General features: G+C 58.5%; 13 protein-coding genes and 1 pseudogene. 5 read left to right on the top strand and 9 right to left on the bottom strand.

The window, feature by feature from the left end:
- Nucleotides 1-30: 30 nt before the first annotated feature.
- The 4 genes from HQL63_09250 to miaA form a co-directional block, all read right to left on the bottom strand.
- Nucleotides 31-1533, bottom strand: coding sequence for a methyltransferase domain-containing protein (locus HQL63_09250; protein MBF0177018.1), 1503 nt, complete (start codon nucleotides 1531-1533; stop codon nucleotides 31-33).
- Between the two features lie 13 nt (nucleotides 1534-1546).
- Nucleotides 1547-2203 carry a TSCPD domain-containing protein gene (locus tag HQL63_09245; protein ID MBF0177017.1) on the bottom strand — a complete coding sequence of 219 codons (657 nt, stop codon included), beginning with the start codon at nucleotides 2201-2203 and terminating at the stop codon, nucleotides 1547-1549.
- 44 nt (nucleotides 2204-2247) lie between these two features.
- Nucleotides 2248-4371, bottom strand: a complete 2124-nt coding sequence (locus tag HQL63_09240; GenBank protein ID MBF0177016.1) for an adenosylcobalamin-dependent ribonucleoside-diphosphate reductase — start codon at nucleotides 4369-4371, stop codon at nucleotides 2248-2250.
- Between the two features lie 232 nt (nucleotides 4372-4603).
- Entirely contained in the window at nucleotides 4604-5548 is a 945-nt protein-coding gene (miaA, locus tag HQL63_09235; GenBank protein ID MBF0177015.1) for a tRNA (adenosine(37)-N6)-dimethylallyltransferase MiaA, read from the bottom strand.
- Here miaA and HQL63_09230 point away from each other — a divergent pair.
- Both HQL63_09230 and HQL63_09225 read left to right on the top strand, forming a co-directional pair.
- Nucleotides 5547-6308 (top strand): SDR family NAD(P)-dependent oxidoreductase, encoded by a 762-nt coding sequence (locus HQL63_09230; protein MBF0177014.1) that lies wholly within the window; start codon nucleotides 5547-5549, stop codon nucleotides 6306-6308. The two genes, miaA and HQL63_09230, sit on opposite strands and share 2 nt — an antisense overlap.
- Before the next feature lie 495 nt (nucleotides 6309-6803).
- Nucleotides 6804-7376, top strand: a complete 573-nt coding sequence (locus tag HQL63_09225) for a hypothetical protein (protein ID MBF0177013.1) — start codon at nucleotides 6804-6806, stop codon at nucleotides 7374-7376.
- A 58-nt stretch (nucleotides 7377-7434) separates the two neighbouring features.
- Here HQL63_09225 and aroA read toward each other — a convergent pair whose 3' ends face one another.
- From aroA to pheA, 3 genes and pseudogenes are all read right to left on the bottom strand, one after another.
- Complete coding sequence (aroA, locus tag HQL63_09220; GenBank protein ID MBF0177012.1) at nucleotides 7435-8742, bottom strand: 3-phosphoshikimate 1-carboxyvinyltransferase; 1308 nt, start codon at nucleotides 8740-8742, stop codon at nucleotides 7435-7437.
- Between the two features lie 254 nt (nucleotides 8743-8996).
- Nucleotides 8997-9893: a prephenate dehydrogenase/arogenate dehydrogenase family protein gene (locus tag HQL63_09215; protein MBF0177011.1), complete on the bottom strand. Its 897-nt coding sequence runs from the start codon at nucleotides 9891-9893 to the stop codon at nucleotides 8997-8999.
- 40 nt (nucleotides 9894-9933) lie between these two features.
- Nucleotides 9934-11007, bottom strand: a pseudogene (pheA, locus tag HQL63_09210) (prephenate dehydratase).
- Nucleotides 11008-11422: 415 nt separating this feature from the next.
- Here pheA and tkt point away from each other — a divergent pair.
- Nucleotides 11423-13393: a transketolase gene (tkt, locus tag HQL63_09205; GenBank protein MBF0177010.1), complete on the top strand. Its 1971-nt coding sequence runs from the start codon at nucleotides 11423-11425 to the stop codon at nucleotides 13391-13393.
- A 35-nt stretch (nucleotides 13394-13428) separates the two neighbouring features.
- On the opposite strand, the gene argB is transcribed toward tkt, so the two are convergent.
- A complete protein-coding gene (argB, locus tag HQL63_09200) occupies nucleotides 13429-14313 on the bottom strand; it encodes an acetylglutamate kinase (GenBank protein ID MBF0177009.1) in 885 nt (294 codons plus the stop codon).
- A 207-nt stretch (nucleotides 14314-14520) separates the two neighbouring features.
- Here argB and HQL63_09195 point away from each other — a divergent pair, with 207 nt between their 5' ends.
- Both HQL63_09195 and HQL63_09190 read left to right on the top strand, forming a co-directional pair.
- Nucleotides 14521-15171, top strand: coding sequence for a TIGR04211 family SH3 domain-containing protein (locus HQL63_09195; GenBank protein ID MBF0177008.1), 651 nt, complete (start codon nucleotides 14521-14523; stop codon nucleotides 15169-15171).
- 91 nt (nucleotides 15172-15262) lie between these two features.
- Entirely contained in the window at nucleotides 15263-16846 is a 1584-nt protein-coding gene (locus HQL63_09190; GenBank protein ID MBF0177007.1) for a 4Fe-4S dicluster domain-containing protein, read from the top strand.
- Nucleotides 16847-16868: 22 nt separating this feature from the next.
- Here the strand turns inward: HQL63_09190 and HQL63_09185 are convergent, their stop codons facing one another.
- Entirely contained in the window at nucleotides 16869-17567 is a 699-nt protein-coding gene (locus tag HQL63_09185; protein ID MBF0177006.1) for a carbonic anhydrase, read from the bottom strand.
- Nucleotides 17568-17760: the final 193 nt, after the last annotated feature.

Here is a 17760-nt window from a genome sequence, read left to right as displayed (position 1 = left end):
CCATCCCGCACCCTTTCAGGAAAGGCCTGGTCATGAAAGCCCCTCCGTTTTGCCACCACCCCGCATCCTCACCTGAGCGACATGCTGTTCCATGACGCGCTCGGATTGCAACAGATACCGTTTGCGCAGCGTGATGGACATGGCATCAATCGCCCTGGGCATGCGGGCCATGTCGTCGATGGAGACGCCACGGTCATGCAACTGCCTGCCATAGGCGCTGGGAACAAATTCCAATGTCGAAACAATATCGAACCGGGCCTCATCCCAACCCAGATACCAGTGCCAACTGGTATAATAGAGCCAACTGTTTTCATTGAACGCACGCACATGGGTCGGATCCTGCCAAGCCCCCAGGGACAAATCATACGGAACCTGGATATGCATGACGCCACCTGGACGCAACAGGCGCAAACAGTTGCTCATGGCAACGGTCAGGTCGGGAATGTGCTCCAAAACATCGTGGGCCACAATCGTGTCGAACATGTTTTCGCGCCACACAAACTCCCCAAATCGGGGTGCAACGGCCACCTCCCCAAAAGGAAGTGATCGACCAAAATCAACCCGAATATCCGGCAACCACATGGGATTGATATCCACATTCAACGCCTGCGGATGCCAATCCTTGCCGCTGCCCAGATTCAGTGTGCCAGGCAGATTGCCGAAAGAAAACGCAGCCGGAAGCGGCCTGCCCAGGGCCTGGGCAAGAATGGCGGATTCCCGCTGCCGCTGCATGATCTCCATCCCCTTTTTGGCCAGGGCGGTTCGTCTCTCCGCATCTTGCACCAGAGCCATGGTTACATCCACAAGCTGATCAAAGGGAACACCCCGTACAGCCTCGACAATCGCCTCGTCAATCCTGGTCTCCGGGTTGATCTCCGCCACCACAGCCTGCTGGTTGGACAAAAGATAAAATACCCTGGCCATCTCAAATATCTGTGCCTTGTGAAAGTGCATATTCAGGATGACTTTGGATCGGGCAATCAGCTTGTCCCGCTCGTCTCCATAAATTCCGTAAAGAACTTTAACAACCAAACCTGCCCGTTTCAGCTCAGTGAGGATGCATCCCCTTGCCTCGTTGATGCTGCCATAGAACAACACATCAATATCTTTATTTTCATTATACGGAATGCGCGTCAACCGATCAGCATATCCAAGCTTTACAAACCTGGCATCCGTAACACCCATCTCCTTCAATTGGGCAACGTTATCCTCACTGTAATCCCACACCGGATACCGTCGCAAAAGATGCACATACCGCTCGCTCATCAGGGTGGATCGGCTGTCAACGACCTCCATGTTATAGAGAATGACGTGCGGGGGAAGCAAACGGATGGACCCCTCATCAAGGAGGTGTCCGCCAATAACGATATTGACATGATCCGGCAAAAATTTATTGACAGACCAAACACAGGTCAAGACAAGTTCCTGAAGACCATAAAACACGCACTCGGCCACCTCCTGCAAGGCAGCCGCATGCTTGAAACCCTCAGGTTGAATCAGGACGACAGCATAGGCCATCATCCCTGCCTGCATATGGACCCCCTGCCTAACCACACTTGGAATACCCGCACTCCAGACAAGTTTCACAACCATCCAGGCGCACGACGGCAAACTGGTTGCACTTGGGACACTGGGTATTGCTGGAAATCCCCTCGGTCTTGGCCAGTTGCCGCTTGGCCAGCAGGTCTGGAGAGAGATCCGGAACCCGGATCAAACCGATGTCGATGAGGTGTTTTTCGATGCACTCGCCAATTTCGGCTACCAGGCTGGGCATGTATTTTCCGCCCGGCTTGAAATAGCCGCCCCGGGGATCGAAGACCGACCGCAACTCCTCCACCAGAAAGGTCACGCTGCCTGCATGCCGAAAAACCGCCGAGATGACCCGGGTCAATGCCACGATCCAGGCAAAATTTTCCATGTTCTTGGAATTGATGAAAATCTCAAAGGGCCGACGATGTTCGTTCTCCGTCCCAACAGCCACGACAATGTCGTTGATGGTAATGTAAAGCGCATGCTCGGACATGGGGGTGGTCACCTTATAGGTCACCCCTTCCAGCTCTTCCGGACGTTGCAACAAGGGAAGTAACTGGATCACCTTGTCGGAAGGGCCGCTGCGTGCGGCATCCTGCCCCTCGCGATGTTTCTCCGGCTCTTCGGTTGCCACTTCAAAGCCGACAATCTTCTTTTCAATCCGGGTGACCATGGAGATCCTCAAAAAAGACGCAGGGTTTGGAAAACATGCACCGTTCAAAGCCGCCCGTAGTACCCCTCTTTCAGGGCATCGAACAGGTTGGCTGCCGAGTGGATCTCGCCGTCGTATTCGACATCCTCATTCCCCTTCAGCTCCATCCAGGTGCCATCCTCCAGGGTGAACCGGTAGACGGTCTTGGCCAGATCGTCATCCTTGACCATGACCCCCTGGAACGCCTCGGGATTGAAGCGAAACGTGGTGCAACCTTTCAGCCCTTTTTCGTAGGCGTAAAGGTAGATCTCCTTGAAATCCTCAAACGGGCAATCCGTAGGCACGTTGATGGTTTTGGAGATCGACGAGTCGATCCATTTCTGGGCGGCGGCCTGGATCTCCACATGCGCTCGCGGGGAGATGCTTCCGCTGTCCACGAAAATATCTGGCAAACGCCGTGCCGTTTCTGTGGCGTAGGGATCGGCATCGGCATAGACCAGGTTGCGATAGGCCAGGAGCTCGAACGAAAGCACGTCGATTTTTTCTTTGGTTTTACGCCCTTCCCGAATGATGTTACGGCTGTAACGATGGGCAAAACTGGGTTCGATGCCGTTGGAAACATTGTTGCCCAGGGAGAGAGCGATGGTGCCGGTCGGAGCGATGGAAGTATGGTGGGTGAAACGGCATCCATCCCGGGCGATCCGTTCCCGCAAGGCTGCGGGAAATTGCACAAGATAACGGCTGTAACGCCCCAACAACACCTTGCCGGGAAGACGGTCTCCCACTTGGTGGCCATCGCGCAACAGCTCCGGGCGCCGTGCCACCATCTTGTTGTCGATGGTAAACATCTCCTCCATGATGGGGGCCACCCCTTTTTCCTGCCCCAGCTCGACACCCACTTCCCAACCGACGATGGCCATCTCCCGGGCAACCTGTTCGGTGAATGCCAGAGATTTGGCATCGCCATATTTCATACCCATCAGGGTCATGGCCGAACCCAGTCCGAGAAAACCCATGCCATGGCGCCGTTTGCGGCGAATCTCCTCGGCCTGTTCCGCCAGAGGCAGACCGTGCAACTCCACCACATTGTCCATCATGCGGGTAAAGATGCGCACCACCTCCCGATACCGCTCCCAATCGAAGGCAGCCTTGGGCGTAAACGGATTTTTGACAAACTTGGCCAGATTGACCGATCCCAACAAACAAGCCCCGTGCGGTGGAAGAGGCTGTTCACCGCAAGGGTTGGTGGTCCGGATGGTTTCGGCAAACCAGTTGTTGTTCATCTCGTTGACATTGTCGATCAGAATGAACCCCGGCTCGGCGAAATCGTAGTTGGAGGTGATGATCATGTCCCACAGGCGGCGGGCCGGCAGACGGCGCCATACCCGGCAGGCCACCTCTCCGGCATCGTTGGTCCTGTACCCCTCCGTGATCGGCCAGGGGCGATAGACGATTTCAGTGGTGGGATCATCCAGTTCAAACCGGTTGGCAGGAAACAAAAGCTCCCAATCCAGGTTGCTCTTCACCGCCTCCATGAAGGGTTGGGTGATCAAACAGGAGAGGTTGAACTGCCGCAACCGACCATCTTCGCGCTTGGCGCGAATGAAATCCAAAACGTCAGGATGGGAGATATCGAAGGTAGCCATCTGCGCCCCGCGACGGCCACCCGCCGACGAGATGGTGCGGCACATGGCGTCAAAAATGTCCATGAAGGAGAGCGGACCCGACGTGCTGGCCCCGGCCCCCGCCACAAAAGCGCCACGCGGACGCAACGTGGAAAATTCATAGCCGATGCCACACCCAGCCTTCAAGGTCAGGCCCGCCTGATGGACGGAACGCAGAATATGATCCATGGAGTCCTGGATGACTCCCGCCACCGTGCAGTTGATCGTGCTCGTGGCGGGTTTGTGCTCCTGCGCACCGGCGTTGGAAACAATGCGCCCGGCAGGAATGGCCCCATGCATCAGGGCATAAAAAAACCGCTCCTCCCAGTGGGCGCGCACCTCCGGAAGTTCCACACCGGCCAAGGCCCGGGCCACCCTGCGACAGGTGCCGGGCAGATCGGCATCCAGAGTCCGTCCATCCTTGCTCTTCAGCCGGTATTTCTTGTCCCAGATGTCCCAGGAGGCAGGTTGCAACTCGATCTCTTCCAGGTTCACCGGCGCGGTGTCACGGATGGTACTCTGCATGATACTTTGGTCCTTCATACCCAAGCGGAAAAAGAGAAGATGGCGAATGGCAAACTGGGCCACTCCTGCCTGGCAGGATACCCCACTTTCAGGAAGGCGACCAGACATGGATGAGGGACTGACAGGGCAATCGCATTTGCAATGGGTATACCCAAAGCCGTGATCGTTTTTTGGTATCGGGGTCCAGGGGGCCGGCTCCCTGGACCCCCATTCGTGGCTGGATGGTGAATCGTTACACCTTTTTTTGGTTTTTCAGATGTTCTTCGGCCTGCGTCAACATCTCCGTCCCGGCTGGCAACCAGAGGAGGTTGGCCTCCCGCCGCAACCAGGTCAGTTGCCGTTTGGCATATCTCCGGCTCTCCTGTTTGCCCAACTCCACGGCGGCAGCCAGGGAGATCTCCCCATCCAGATGCCGAAGCAGTTGCCGGTACCCGACAGCCTTCATGGCCGGCAAGTCGCGCCTGAATCCCCGACGCCACAATGTAGCTACCTCCTGCAAAAATCCTTGCTGCATCATCAGATCAAAACGCTGGTCAATCCGGGCATACAGCGCATCCCGTGGCCAGGAGACGGCCATTTTCAGAATGCGATGGGCCACGGGCGCATGCGGCTGCCGCTGCCAAAAAGAGAGCGGTTGACCAGTTCCCTCCCATACCGACAGGCCACGCAGAATGCGTTGGGCATCCGTCGGTGAGATCCGGTCCGCCAAAAGAGGATCCACCTGTTGCAACCGTTCATGCAGGCTGGCCCACCCCTCCTCTTCTCCCCGCGCCCGCCAACGCCGGACAACCTCCTCCGATATCTCCGGAACCGGAGCCAACCCCTGCTCCACAGCCCGGAAATAGAGCCCACTGCCACCCACAAATGCCGGAATCACCCGACGGGCATGACAGGATGCCACAACAGCCATGGCTTGCCGACGGTAGCGACCAGCCGAAAAAGGCTCATCCGGCTCCACGAGGTCCAAAAGGTGATGAGGCGTCCTCCCCTGGTCCGCCATGGTGGGCTTGGCAGCGCCAATATTCATTCCCCGGTAGACCTGGACCGAATCGGCGTTTAGGATCTCCAAAGAAAAACGGGCCGCCAAGTGCATGGCCAGGCCCGATTTGCCAGATGCTGTCGGCCCCATGAGAAACAACATGGGCATCAATGTCTCTGCACCGGGGAGAAATGTCATGCTGCTCGATCAACAAATTGCCTTGGTCACCGGAGCCGGCTCCGGTATCGGCCAGGCCGTGGCCATGGCGTATGCAGAAGCCGGCGCCACCGTCATGCTCCTCGGGCGGTCCCAGAAAGCCCTGGAAAAAACCCATGATCGCATTCTCCAGCAGGGAAACCAAGCCGTCATTGTCCCGTTGGACCTGGAAAAGGAACTGCACCGCATGGCGGATGTGGTCCAAAACATCCATGCACGGTTTGGTCGTCTGGATATCCTGGTCCATGCGGCGGCGCAGCTTGGAGTTCTGACACCCCTGGCGGCCTATGAGCCCCCGCTCTGGGAAACCGTGTTCCGGGTCAATGTCACCGCTCCCTTCTTCCTGACCCGGGAACTCCTGCCCTTGCTGCATCGCTCCGCCGCCGCCTCCGTGATCAACATCACCTCCAGCGTGGGTCACAAAGGACGCGCCTATTGGGGGGCCTATGCCGCCTCCAAAGCCGCCCTGGTCAACCTGACCGAAACCTGGAGCGAAGAGTTGGCGCCAACACCGATCCGAATCAACTCCGTCAACCCGGGAGCCACCGCCACAACCATGCGCGCCCAGGCTTTCCCAGGGGAGGATCCCACCACACTCCCGACACCCGCCGCCATTGTCCCCGTCTTCCTCTACCTGGCCTCCCGGCATAGCGCCCACCTGCGCGGTCAACACCTGGAAGCCAGAGAGTGGCTACACTGGTGTCCCGACATGACATCACCCCAACCAATAAAGGCCACTTGAAACAGGACGCCCCCCCATTTTTGTCACCAAATTGTCATGAGCCCGTCACCAGGCTCACCGCGTGGGGCCATCCCTGTTCACCCGGTCCAGACGGACAATGCCCGTTTTCTCATGTGATTCCCATCACATATCCCGTCCTTGCACCAGACAACCCCCTTCTGGCTTGCATCTTGCTTTTTCCGGGTTCGGGGCGCTGAGCGGTTCCCCCGCTCTTTTTTGATCTCCTCCCTACCCATTCTGGGCTGGAGACCGGGAATCCGGGAATCCGGTTGATCGGTGTTGTTTTTTCCGTGCGCTTTATCAGCGGAATGGTGGATTCATTATAATATTAGTTTTTGTGACTCCATGCGTAAAGGATTCTCCATGCCAAGTCAGATCCGCAGCCCAAGAGGCAACAGACGCTCCCGAAAACTCCGCCAGAACAACAATGTTCCAAGGGCTCGTCGCTATTTGTCTTTGATGATGTTTTTTGGTCTGTTGGCAGGATGTTCGTTTTTGGGTCACCACCAGACGAAGTTGGATGGAGAAAAGCCAAGGGAGTACGATTTTTCCCTGGCCGTCCTCCCCTTTGAAAATTTCAGTAATAATCCGGACGTTGGCCACTCCATGTCTCAACTGATTGCCGACGAGTTGATAAACCGTAAAGTTTTTAAAATCCAGGACAAGAAGGAAACTCAACACATTCTGTTGGCCAGCAAGGTGGACCTGGACCGCCTGGATGACATCTCCCTGGCCCGCAACTTTGCCCAATTGCTGGGTGTCGATGCCGTGATGCTTGGCAGTGTCCCCGAATTCTCCTATCAACATGGCCTGCGGGAAGATCCAACCGTCGGACTCAGAGTCCAATTGATCCGCGCCCATGATGGTCTTGTGTTGTGGCATGGCAGCCAAGCGCTGGCCGGATCCGGCTATTGGCAACGGCAAAGTGCGGTCTATGTCGCCCAGGACGCCGTCACACGACTGGTGGACAGTCTGGTCCAGGCAGCGGAGCCGGATTGGTTGCCGCCCAAAGCCGTTACAGAAAAAACCGCCAACAGGGTTCCGTTGGGACTGCTGTTCAAGGGATGATCACAAGAAAACGCAACGATGTTGCCGGGTAGTGAATCGTTACCGATTCGGGCGCCCTTCAGGAACCAAACCCCTCGCTCAAGGGAGCGCCCAACCCCTGCATCAGGGCAACAAAGCCAGGAAACGACGTGGCAATGTTGTCACAGCGGGTCACGGTCACCGGATTTTTGCTGACCAACCCCGCCACCAGGAGACTCATGGCCACACGATGATCGGTCCAGGAGTCCACCGTAGCCCCGCCAGGAATCCCCTGCGGACGCCCGACAATACGCATCCCATCCGGTCGCTCCTCGACATGGGCCCCCAATCGCGATAACCCGGCAACCATGGCCGCAATCCGATCACTCTCCTTGACGCGCAACTCCTCAGCCCCCTCCAAAAGCGTCTCACCCTCAGCCAAGGCCGCTGCCACGCTGAAGATGGGCAGCTCATCAATGGCCAATGGCACCCACTCCCTGGGAACGACCATCCCGCGCAAAGGTGTGTGCCGCACCACCAGATCCGCCACCGGCTCCCCACCCATCAACCGCTCATCGATGCGTTCGATGTGCGCCCCCATGGCCAGCAACATATCCAACAAACCGGTGCGCGTCGGGTTGACGCCTACGTTGGCGATACGAATCTCCGACCCCGGTGTCAACAAACAGGCCACCAAAGGAAAGGCGGCTGCGGAAAAATCTCCGGGAACCCGCATGGATTGCGCCTTCAAGGTGGGCCAACCCCCCACACTGACCGTCAGACCCGCACGTTGCACCTCTCCACCAAAAGCCGACAACATGCGCTCCGTGTGGTCTCGCGTTGGCGCCGTCTCGCTGACACTCGTCACGCCAGGAGTACTGATGCCAGCCAACAAAATCGCACTCTTGACCTGGGCCGAAACCACAGGGCTCTGATAGTCGATCGGCAACAGCTCCGGTCCACCATGAATCACCAGCGGCGCCAGACGACCATGATCACGACCATGAATGCGCGCCCCCATCCTCTGCAAAGGTTCCACCACCCGACCCATGGGGCGTCGGCGCAAACTGGCATCGCCATTCAAAATCGATAAAAAAGGCTGCGCAGCCAACAAACCGGTCAGCAGACGCATGGCCGTGCCCGAATTACCCAGATCCAACACATCTTCGGGCTCCGACAACCCTTCCAAACCAACACCATCGATGCTCCAGCGCCCCGGACCACGTTGCTGCACATCCACCTGCATGGCACGAAACGCGGCAAGAGTGCGCAAAACATCCTCCCCCTCCAAGAGGTTTTCCACCTCGGTGCGCCCCTCGGCCAGGGCTCCGAAAATAACCGCCCGGTGCGAAATGGATTTATCACCGGGCGGTGTGACCTTGCCCGACAAGGAAACGCCCGGAGACATGCGCAACACCCGCCCCTTCTTGTCCTGCACGCGATCTCCGTCCACGCCGTGGTCCTCCAAAACAGACGATTGAAAAAGGGTGACTATTCACCACCCGGCAACGAATCGGGGTCCAGGGGGCTGGCTCCCTGGCAGGTCCAGGACAGAGTCCTGGTGGGGTTCGGGGCGAAGCCCTGACAAATGCTTCCATATCCAAGCTTTTCTTGAAAGGGAGCTGAATAGTTACCGATTCAGCTCCCTTGTTATTCCGACTTTTACGACTCCCCCCGCAACGACTTGTTCTCTGCCAACACCCGATCCCTTGTCCCCTTGGCCCGGGCAAACTTGCCAAACAGACCATCCGCATCCCCATCCTGGACCCGCTTGGTCAACTGTTCCAGATCGACCCGGAAACGGTTCAACATCTCCACAATGGCCTCGCGGTTTTCCAGGCAGATGTCCCGCCACATGGTGGGATCCGAGGAGGCGATGCGGGTAAAGTCGCGAAAACCGCTCGCAGCAAAACGGAACACCTCCCCCCGCAAATCATCCTCCAGGTCGGAGAGAGTATTGACGATGTTGTAGGCCATGAGATGCGGAAGATGGCTGGTGGCGGCCAGCACCCGATCATGGTAGTGGGGGTCCATGATCTCCACCTTGGAACCCACAGCCTCCCAAACCAGGCGGACAAACTCGATGGCCTGAGGTTGGGTCTGGGGCGTCGGCGTCAGAACGGTCCGGCTGCCGTGATACAGACTGGGAATCGAGGCGTCGATGCCGGAGTGTTCCCGTCCGGCAATGGGGTGGCTCCCGACAAAATGGGCGTGGGCCGGCATCAAGGCCTCACACCGCTCCACAATCGACCCCTTGACACTCCCGGCATCGGTCACCACGGCACCCTTGGCCAAAGCCGGGGCAAAGCTCTCCACCATGGGCACGATGGAACAAACCGGCGTGGAGACCAGAACCAGGTTGGCTCCCACCACCCCTTCCGCCGCCGATACCGTACCCCGGTCGATGACCTTCATATCCAGGCCTTTTTCCAGGGTACGCCGCCGCCGGGCCACGCCGATCACCTCTCCAACCAGATCCTGCTCCCGCAGGGCCTGCGCCAAAGAACCGCCAATGAGACCAAGCCCCACCACTGTCAGACGCTTGATGAAAAATGCCACTGCTTCATACCCTCGCTGTCGGCTGCCGCACCCGATGGCGTCACAAGGCGCGTTGTGGATAGGACCCCAAAATCTTGGTAAATACCCCCGGAATATTGGCCAGCTCCGCCAGGGCAGCCGCGACTTCAAGGGTCTCCTTGTGGCCTTCCATATCGATGAAAAACAAATAATCCCACGCCTTGCGTCGGCTCGGGCGGGATTGAATCCGGGTCAGATTGATGTCGCGCGATGCAAAGATGCCCAGCGCCCGGTGCAAAAACCCCGGTTCATCCTGAAAGGAAAACATCAAACTGGTCTTGTCATGGCCGGAGGATTGCGGCGCCTGCTGACCGATCACCAGATAGCGGGTTTCGTTGTCGGCGTCGTCCTGAATGTTTTCCGCCAGAATGTTGAGGCCGTGGTTGTCGGCTGCGTACAGACCGGCGATGGCCGACGCTTCCGCCTTTTCCTCGGCCAGCCTCAAGGCAAGGGCCGTCGATTCCACCTCCCGGGTGACCACACCCGGCAAATGCCGATCCAGCCAACGACGGCACTGGGCCAGGGAGCTGTAGTGGCCATAGACCACCCGCACCCGCTTGATATCCGTCTCCATGGCGTGCAGGTTGTGGATAACCGGCAAAAATACCTCTCCACAAATCAACAATGGAGAGTCGACAAAGCGGTCAAGGGTGTAGGTGACAACACCTTCGGTCGAATTCTCCACGGGCGCCACACCAAAATCCACCCGTCCGGTCTCCACTGCATCGAACACCTCATCGATTGTGCGCACCGGAAACATGTCGCAGGAGGAACCAAACTGCTTCAAGGCAGCCTGGTGGGTCATGGTGGCCTCCGGCCCCAGATAGGCCACAGCCAGCTTGCGCTCCAAACGGAGGGATGCCGAGATGATCTCCCGGTAGATGCGATGCAGAGCCGAAAGAGGAAAGGGGCCCTGATGCCGACTGGCCAGGCGGCGATGAATCATCGCCTCCCGCTCGGGACGATAAAACGTCGCCCCGACGCCAAGCTCCTGCTTGGCCCTGCTCACTGCCAGCACCCACTGGGCGCGTTCCATCAGCAGATCGTGAATTTGATTGTCGATCCGGTCGATACTTTCCCGCAATGTTTCCAGGCTTGGCGGGGGGACCGCCTCCGCTGCCGGATCATCGGCGCTCACGTTGGTTCCCTCATCTGCTGATTCAGTCACGAACCCGGCAGGTTAACCTACCTGTGGTACATTGGCAATGCCGAAAAAAATACGCTGAACAAAAGCGATCCTTTGCACTTTTTTTGCATCCTTCCCGTGCCCGTATGGGAATTTTGTGTTAATAGTTGCGTCCCCTCTGCGTGGAGGTCTGGGGCAGGGGGGTTCTTATTTTGTAACTGTTCAGCTTTAAGAAAAGCCTGGATATGAAAGCCTTTGTCAGGGCTTCGCCCCGAACCCCACCAGGGCGCTGCCCTGGACTAAGCCAGGGAGCCAGCCCCCTGGACCCCGTTTCGTTGCCGGGTGGTGAATAGTTACCTTATTTTTTTGTCGGCAGGGATGATACATGAACAGTGATGCGTTGGAACGCCTCTGTGTAAACACGATTCGCATGTTGGCCGTCGATATGGTGGAGCGCGCCAACTCCGGGCATCCGGGAATGCCGTTGGGCGCCTCGCCCATGGCTTTTGTCCTGTGGACCCGGATCATGCGCCATAATCCAGCCAATCCAGCCTGGTTCAACCGGGATCGGTTCGTTCTGTCGGCGGGACACGCATCCTCCATGCTGTACGCCCTCCTGCATCTGTGCGGTTACGGCCTGACGCTGGATGAATTGAAAAATTTTCGCCAATTTGGCAGCCGCACCCCGGGACACCCCGAGTATGGCGTAACCCCCGGCGTGGAGACAAGCACAGGGCCTTTGGCCCAGGGCCTCGGCAATGGCGTGGGCATGGCCCTGGCGGAGCGGCGCCTGGCGGAAAGCTACAATCGCAGTGAATTCCTCCCTCTGGTGGACCATTTCACCTACGTCATCCTCTCCGATGGGGATGTCATGGAGGGACTCTCCGGTGAGGCGGCTTCGCTGGCCGGACATTTGTGTCTGGGCAAATTGATCTGCCTCTACGACGCCAACGGCATCTCCATCGAGGGAAGCACCAATCTGACTTTCACCGAAGATATCCAGGGACGCTTCGAGGCCTGCGAGTGGCAAGTGTTGCGGGTGGAGGATGGCGAGGATTTGAACGCCATCGAGTTTGCCATCCGCGAAGCCCAGGAGGATGGCGAACGGCCATCGTTGATCATCGTGCGCACCGAAATCGGCCACGGATCCCCCAAAGCCAACTCGGCCACCGTACATGGCGCCCCCCTGGGCGCGGAGTCCGTGCAGGCAACCCGCCGCTTCTATGACTGGCCAGAAACCACCTTCCACGTACCACAGGAAGTGATCGAATATTTCAGGCAGACCGGTGCAAAAGGACGCGACCTCGAAGCCGAATGGATCGCCATCCTGGAGGCGCACCACACACGTTTTCCCATCGAAATGCAGCGGTTCCAGCGTCAAATCCGCGGTGAGCTGCCAACAGGATGGGAAAAGGTTCTGCATGGCTTGAACTTTGGCACCGCTCCGGTCGCCACCCGGGTTGCCTCGGGAAAATGCCTCAACGCCCTGGCACCCATCCTGCCGTGCCTGCTGGGTGGATCGGCAGATTTGGGCGCCTCCACTCAAACATTGATCGAGCGGGAAGCTGATCGCAATCTGCACTTTGGCGTCCGAGAGCATGCCATGGGCGCCATCATCAACGGCATTTCCCTGCACGGGGGGTGGATCCCCTATTGTGGCACATTTCTGGTCTTTTCCGACTACATGCGCGGCGCCATACGCATGTCGGCCCTGATGGGGCTGCATGCCATCTTCATCCTGACGCATGACAGCGTAGGGGTCGGCGAAGATGGCCCAACCCACCAACCGGTCGAGCATGTGGCGGCGTTGCGCCTCATCCCCAATCTGGTCGTGTTGCGTCCAGCCGATGCCCCCGAAACCATGGGGGCGTGGCGTCACATCTTGCGGATGAAAAAACCCGTCGCCTTGATTCTGTCCCGGCAAAACCTGCCCATCATTCCCGGCAACCCGGACCTGGTGGCCCGGGGCGCCTATATTCTCTCCGACTGCTCAGGCACCCCGGATATCCTGTTGATCGGCACCGGGGGTGAGGTGCATCTCGTGGTGGAGGCGCAGAAAGAGCTGGCCAAGATCAACGTGGCCGCCCGAGTGATCTCCATGCCATCCTGGGAGCTGTTCAGCCAGCAGCCCGAGGAGTATCAAAAATCCATCCTGCCACCAGACGTGCGCAACCGCTTGGCGGTGGAAGCCGGGTCATCCTTCGGTTGGCGACGTTGGGTCGGTCCCTGGGGCGACCTGATCTGCATCGACCAGTTCGGTATCTCCGGTCCCGGATCCAAAATCCTGGCGCATTTCGGCTTTACGGTGCCCAACGTCGTCAATCGTGCCGTGGCCTTGATCGAAAAAAACAGGTAACCACTGAAAGGGTGTTGAATAGTGACCAGGCCGCCTTACCTGACCAGTGTTCCGATCCCCTTGTCGGTGAAAATCTCCAGCAACAGGGCATGTTCGATACGGCCATCGATGATGTGGGAAGAGGCCACCCCTTCCCGACAGGCCCGCAGGCAGGTCTCCACCTTGGGGATCATGCCACCACTGATGACCCCCTCCTTGATCAGGGAGAGCCCCTGCGCCGAGGTGAGTTGTCCGATCAGGTTGTGCGCACCATCCAAAACCCCTGCCACATCCGTCAGGAGGATCAGTTTTTCCGCCTGGAGGGCTGCGGCAAGATGGCCGGCGACATGGTCGGCATTGATGTTGTAGGTTTCACCGTTGGCACCCACCCCGACCGGCGCCACCACCGGAATCATCTCCGAATCCTTGAGCAGGGTCAGGAGTTGGCTGTCGACATGCTCCACTTCACCAACCCAACCCAGGTCGATGATCTCCGGTACTTCCGTGGCAGCGCCCCGGCGCACATGGGAGAGCTTACGGGCCTGAATGGTCTGCGCATCCTTGCCGGATATCCCCACGGCGCGACCACCATTCTGGTTGATCAGATTGACGATATCCTTGTTGATCTTGCCGGCCAGAACCATCTCGACAACATTGACCGTGGCTTCATCGGTGATACGCAGACCGTCCACAAAATGGGATTTCAGACCCATTTGATCCATGGTCCGCCCAATTTGTGGACCACCGCCATGGACCACGATCGGATGAATACCAACCTGACGCAACAGAATCACATCCTGGGCGAAAGTGCGCTTCAAACTCTCATCCACCATGGCATGGCCACCATATTTGATGACGAAAGTCGAATTTTCAAAGCGACGCATGTAGGGCAGGGCCTCGACAAGAACACGCGCCTTTTCCACCTGCTCATTTAAGGACATGAAAATGACTCCTGATTTCCTGTGATCAAAGGGCCGGTTTCCTTGCTGGCCGGTGTGAGTTTCCCGTAGACTGTCAGACGGTGGGGATGCACGATCCCGCCCCATATGGCTCCCCGGGTATCTTCCCCGAGCCCCATATCGGATCGTCTACCATCCACCATCCACATAACGGTGTTCCGTTCCATGATCTCACCAGGCCGAGGTTTCATGAAAGTGATTAAAGAACGCCCAGGCGTTGTACCATGGCTGGCGGTTTTCGTCTGGGGGTTCTCCGCCACTGTCCAGGCCGAAACCTGGTACGTCGCCGACGAGTGTATCAGCACCTTGCGCCGTGGCGAAGACATTACCTACAAGGTCGTCAAAACTCTCTCCACCGGCACCCGCCTGGAGTATCTACAAAAAGGCAGCAAAGGGTGGAGCCTGGTACGTACCGACTCCGGACTGGAGGGGTGGATGCTCACCAACACCCTCACCAAAGAACCCCCGGCACGGCTACGGGTTGCGGAAGCCGAGGAGGCCCGCATCAAGGCCGATCAAGAACGCGACGCCCTGCGTCAAGAGCTTGGGCAGGTTAAAAATCGCCTGCGCTCCCAGGAAAAACTGGAAGCAGAGCTGGATCGTATCAAAAAGGTCTCCGAAAACGCCCTGAATCTCGAAGAGTCCAACAAGAGCCTGACCGAACGGGTCCACACCCTGGAGACGCACACCAAAGAGCTGTCCGAGGAGAAGGCAGCACTTGAGAAGCAATCTCTTACCCAATCTTTCCTGGCCGGCGCCGGCGTTCTGGCCCTGGGATTCATCAGCGGAGGCATTCTGGCCGGTCGGCGCAAACGCGGCTCCTACGGCTCGCTCTCCTGAACCTGTTGCCTCAACCGGTTCTAAACAGATGCTTTTCAGAGAGAGATAGACCGTTATCCTTCGCGAAACTCTTCACTATGACGTGGTGGTGGTGGGCGGCGGTCCTTCCGGACTCGCGGCGGCTTGGTCCCTGGCCGGGCAGGGTGGACTGCGCGTCTGTCTTTTGGAGAAGTCCGCCCGCATGGGAGGACATGCCCTCTCCGGCGCTCTGTTGGACCCCCGGGTTTTGGATCCTTTCCTCTCCCCGGGTCAGGTCTCCCCGCCCCCCCTGGGTGACCCGGTCCACACCGAATCTCTGCTCTATCTGACCGCACGTGGCTCCTGGCCCCTGCCGCTGCCACCATCCTGGCAACATCAAGGAGAAAGGTATCTCTCTCTGGGTAACCTGGTGCGCTGGCTGGCCGAACAAGCCACAGCCGTGGGGGTGGATGTCTTTCCGGGATTTGCCGCCGTGGCCCCCATTTGGAAAAACGGGCGGCTGACCGGAGTCTTGACCGGTGACCTGGGTCGCAATCGGGCCCATCAGCCAAAACAGGGATTCCAGCCGGGCGTGGCCATCCAAGCCCCGCTCACCATCCTGGCCGAGGGGTGCCGAGGCTCCCTGAGTGAAACCCTGATCCACCACTTCCATCTGCGCCACAAACGTCCTCCTCCAAGCTATGCCATTGGTTTCAAAGAGCTGTGGGAGGTTCCCCAGGATTGGTCTGGACCCTTCCTCCATACCCTGGGCTGGCCTATGCCGGCAGACGTTGCGGGCGGCGGATTCGCCTATCCGGCTGGAAAAAGACGGGTTTCCGTTGGTTTTGCAGTCGATCTTGCCTATCGCAACCCCTGGTACGACCCCTTTCGCATCTTCCAGCATTGGAAAACTCATCCCCTACTCCACGCCATTTTGGCAGAGGGACGCTACCTGGCCGGGGGGGCCCGTACCATGTCGCTGGGAGGGTGGCAAAGTCTGCCGGATCCGGTTTGTGATGGGGGGTTGTTCGTGGGCGATGCCTTGGGATTGTTCGACGCTGCCCGGATGCAAGGGATCAACAACGCCGTCGCATCCGGACTCCTGGCCGCCAAGGTGATTCAAACCCTTTTCGCCCGCGGAGATTTTTCTCGCCAGAGCCTCTCCATCTGGACACAGGCCTTGCACGATTCAGCCTTGATGACCCGTTTGCGGCAGGTACGCAATGTGCGACCAGCGTTCCGCGCCGGTCGGCTACCAGGCATGCTCAATGCCGCCCTGGAAGGGTGGACGGGAGGAGGCCTCCCCTGGACCTGGAAGTGGCAGCGGCCTGATCGGGAGCAACTGCGACCAGCCTCTGTCTGCGCTGTTCTCCCCATACCACCACCGGATGGCAGGCTCGCCTTGGATCGCACCACGGCACTGGCAGGCAGTGGCATCCGCCATGATCCCGATCAACCTGTCCACATACAGCGCCGGACAACACCCCATACGGCCTCAGGGAATACGCCCCCAAGCCGCACGGACCCGTTCATCTGCCCGGAAATCCGCTACTGCCCCGCCGGCGTCTTTCAGCCATCCGAACAACCCGGTCAACCGGCGCGCATCCAGGCCGCTGATTGCCTGCATTGCAAATGTTGCGACATCAAGGATCCCGGCGACTCACTGCGCTGGACCCCTCCCGAGGGCGGCAGCGGCCCGGACTACCGGGAGTTGTAGTCCACACTTCCCCGGCACGCCTCTACAACCACTCGACCTCACCCGTTTCCAGGTTGTAGACCCCGCCCACGGCAGCCATCCTGCCCTGGTGGGCCAAGGTGGTCAGCTCTTCACTGCCATTGAAGATATCCGAAATGGATTGACGCACGTTCTCCTTGATGGCATCCAGGATCAAAGCATTGACACCAATCAGTTTCTTGGCTCGGGAACGTTCGACCGCTGGTACAATATTGTCCACCAGTTGGGGAATTTTGCCACCCAGATGGTCATTTTTGACCACGGCGGTCACCGCTCCACACCTGGTATGCCCCAAAACGACGATCAGAGGGGTTCCCAGATGGCCCACGCCATATTCGCAAGTCGCGATTGCATCGGTATGCACAACGTTACCCGCCACCCGGACCACAAAAAGATCACCGATACCCCGGTCAAAAATCAGCTCCACCGGCACACGGGAGTCGGAACAGGAAATGATGGTGGCAAAGGGGTGCTGACCATCGGTCTCGACTTCCGATTGCCGGATGAGGGTCTGGTTGGGCCGCTCCATGGAACGCTTGGCAAAGCGCCTGTTGCCCTCCCGCAAGTAGCGCATGGCCTGATCCAACGTCGTCTTGTCGGAATCACTGTCAAACGCCAGGGACCGGCGTGGCAACAAAGCTGCCGCCGCGAGCGTGGCCATTCCCGTCAACACCCTGCGCCGGGTGATCAAACAGTCGCACATGCCCTATTCTCCGGAAAGGTCAATCCTCTGGATGGGTCGCGAGGAGTATAACACCATTTGTCCGGATAACCGCAACCCCATGCAGGGCAATCGCATTTGACATAGACCCACCCGAGGCCATGATCGCTTTTTGGAATTGGGGTCCAGGGGGCTGGCTCCCTGGCGGGTCAAGGGCAGAGCCCTTGCGGGGTCC

This window comes from Magnetococcales bacterium, assembly GCA_015231175.1.
In the GTDB taxonomy this organism is placed as follows: Bacteria; Pseudomonadota; Magnetococcia; order Magnetococcales; family DC0425bin3; genus HA3dbin3.
The sequence above is the reverse complement of the archived record's forward strand: the minus strand, read 5'-3'. Positions and strand labels throughout refer to the sequence as shown.

Excerpts from the sequence above, each read along its gene's own strand:
- HQL63_09185 (MBF0177006.1), bottom strand. The coding sequence starts at position 17,567 with ATGTGCGACTGTTTGATCACCCGGCGCAGGGTGTTGACGGGAATGGCC.
- miaA (MBF0177015.1), bottom strand. The coding sequence starts at position 5,548 with ATGACATTTCTCCCCGGTGCAGAGACATTGATGCCCATGTTGTTTCTC.
- HQL63_09240 (MBF0177016.1), bottom strand. The coding sequence starts at position 4,371 with ATGCAGAGTACCATCCGTGACACCGCGCCGGTGAACCTGGAAGAGATC.
- aroA (MBF0177012.1), bottom strand. The coding sequence starts at position 8,742 with ATGTCTCCGGGCGTTTCCTTGTCGGGCAAGGTCACACCGCCCGGTGAT.
- HQL63_09250 (MBF0177018.1), bottom strand. The coding sequence starts at position 1,533 with ATGCAGGCAGGGATGATGGCCTATGCTGTCGTCCTGATTCAACCTGAG.
- argB (MBF0177009.1), bottom strand. The coding sequence starts at position 14,313 with ATGTCCTTAAATGAGCAGGTGGAAAAGGCGCGTGTTCTTGTCGAGGCC.
- HQL63_09230 (MBF0177014.1), top strand. The coding sequence starts at position 5,547 with ATGCTGCTCGATCAACAAATTGCCTTGGTCACCGGAGCCGGCTCCGGT.
- HQL63_09245 (MBF0177017.1), bottom strand. The coding sequence starts at position 2,203 with ATGGTCACCCGGATTGAAAAGAAGATTGTCGGCTTTGAAGTGGCAACC.
- HQL63_09195 (MBF0177008.1), top strand. The coding sequence starts at position 14,521 with ATGAAAGTGATTAAAGAACGCCCAGGCGTTGTACCATGGCTGGCGGTT.
- tkt (MBF0177010.1), top strand. The coding sequence starts at position 11,423 with ATGAACAGTGATGCGTTGGAACGCCTCTGTGTAAACACGATTCGCATG.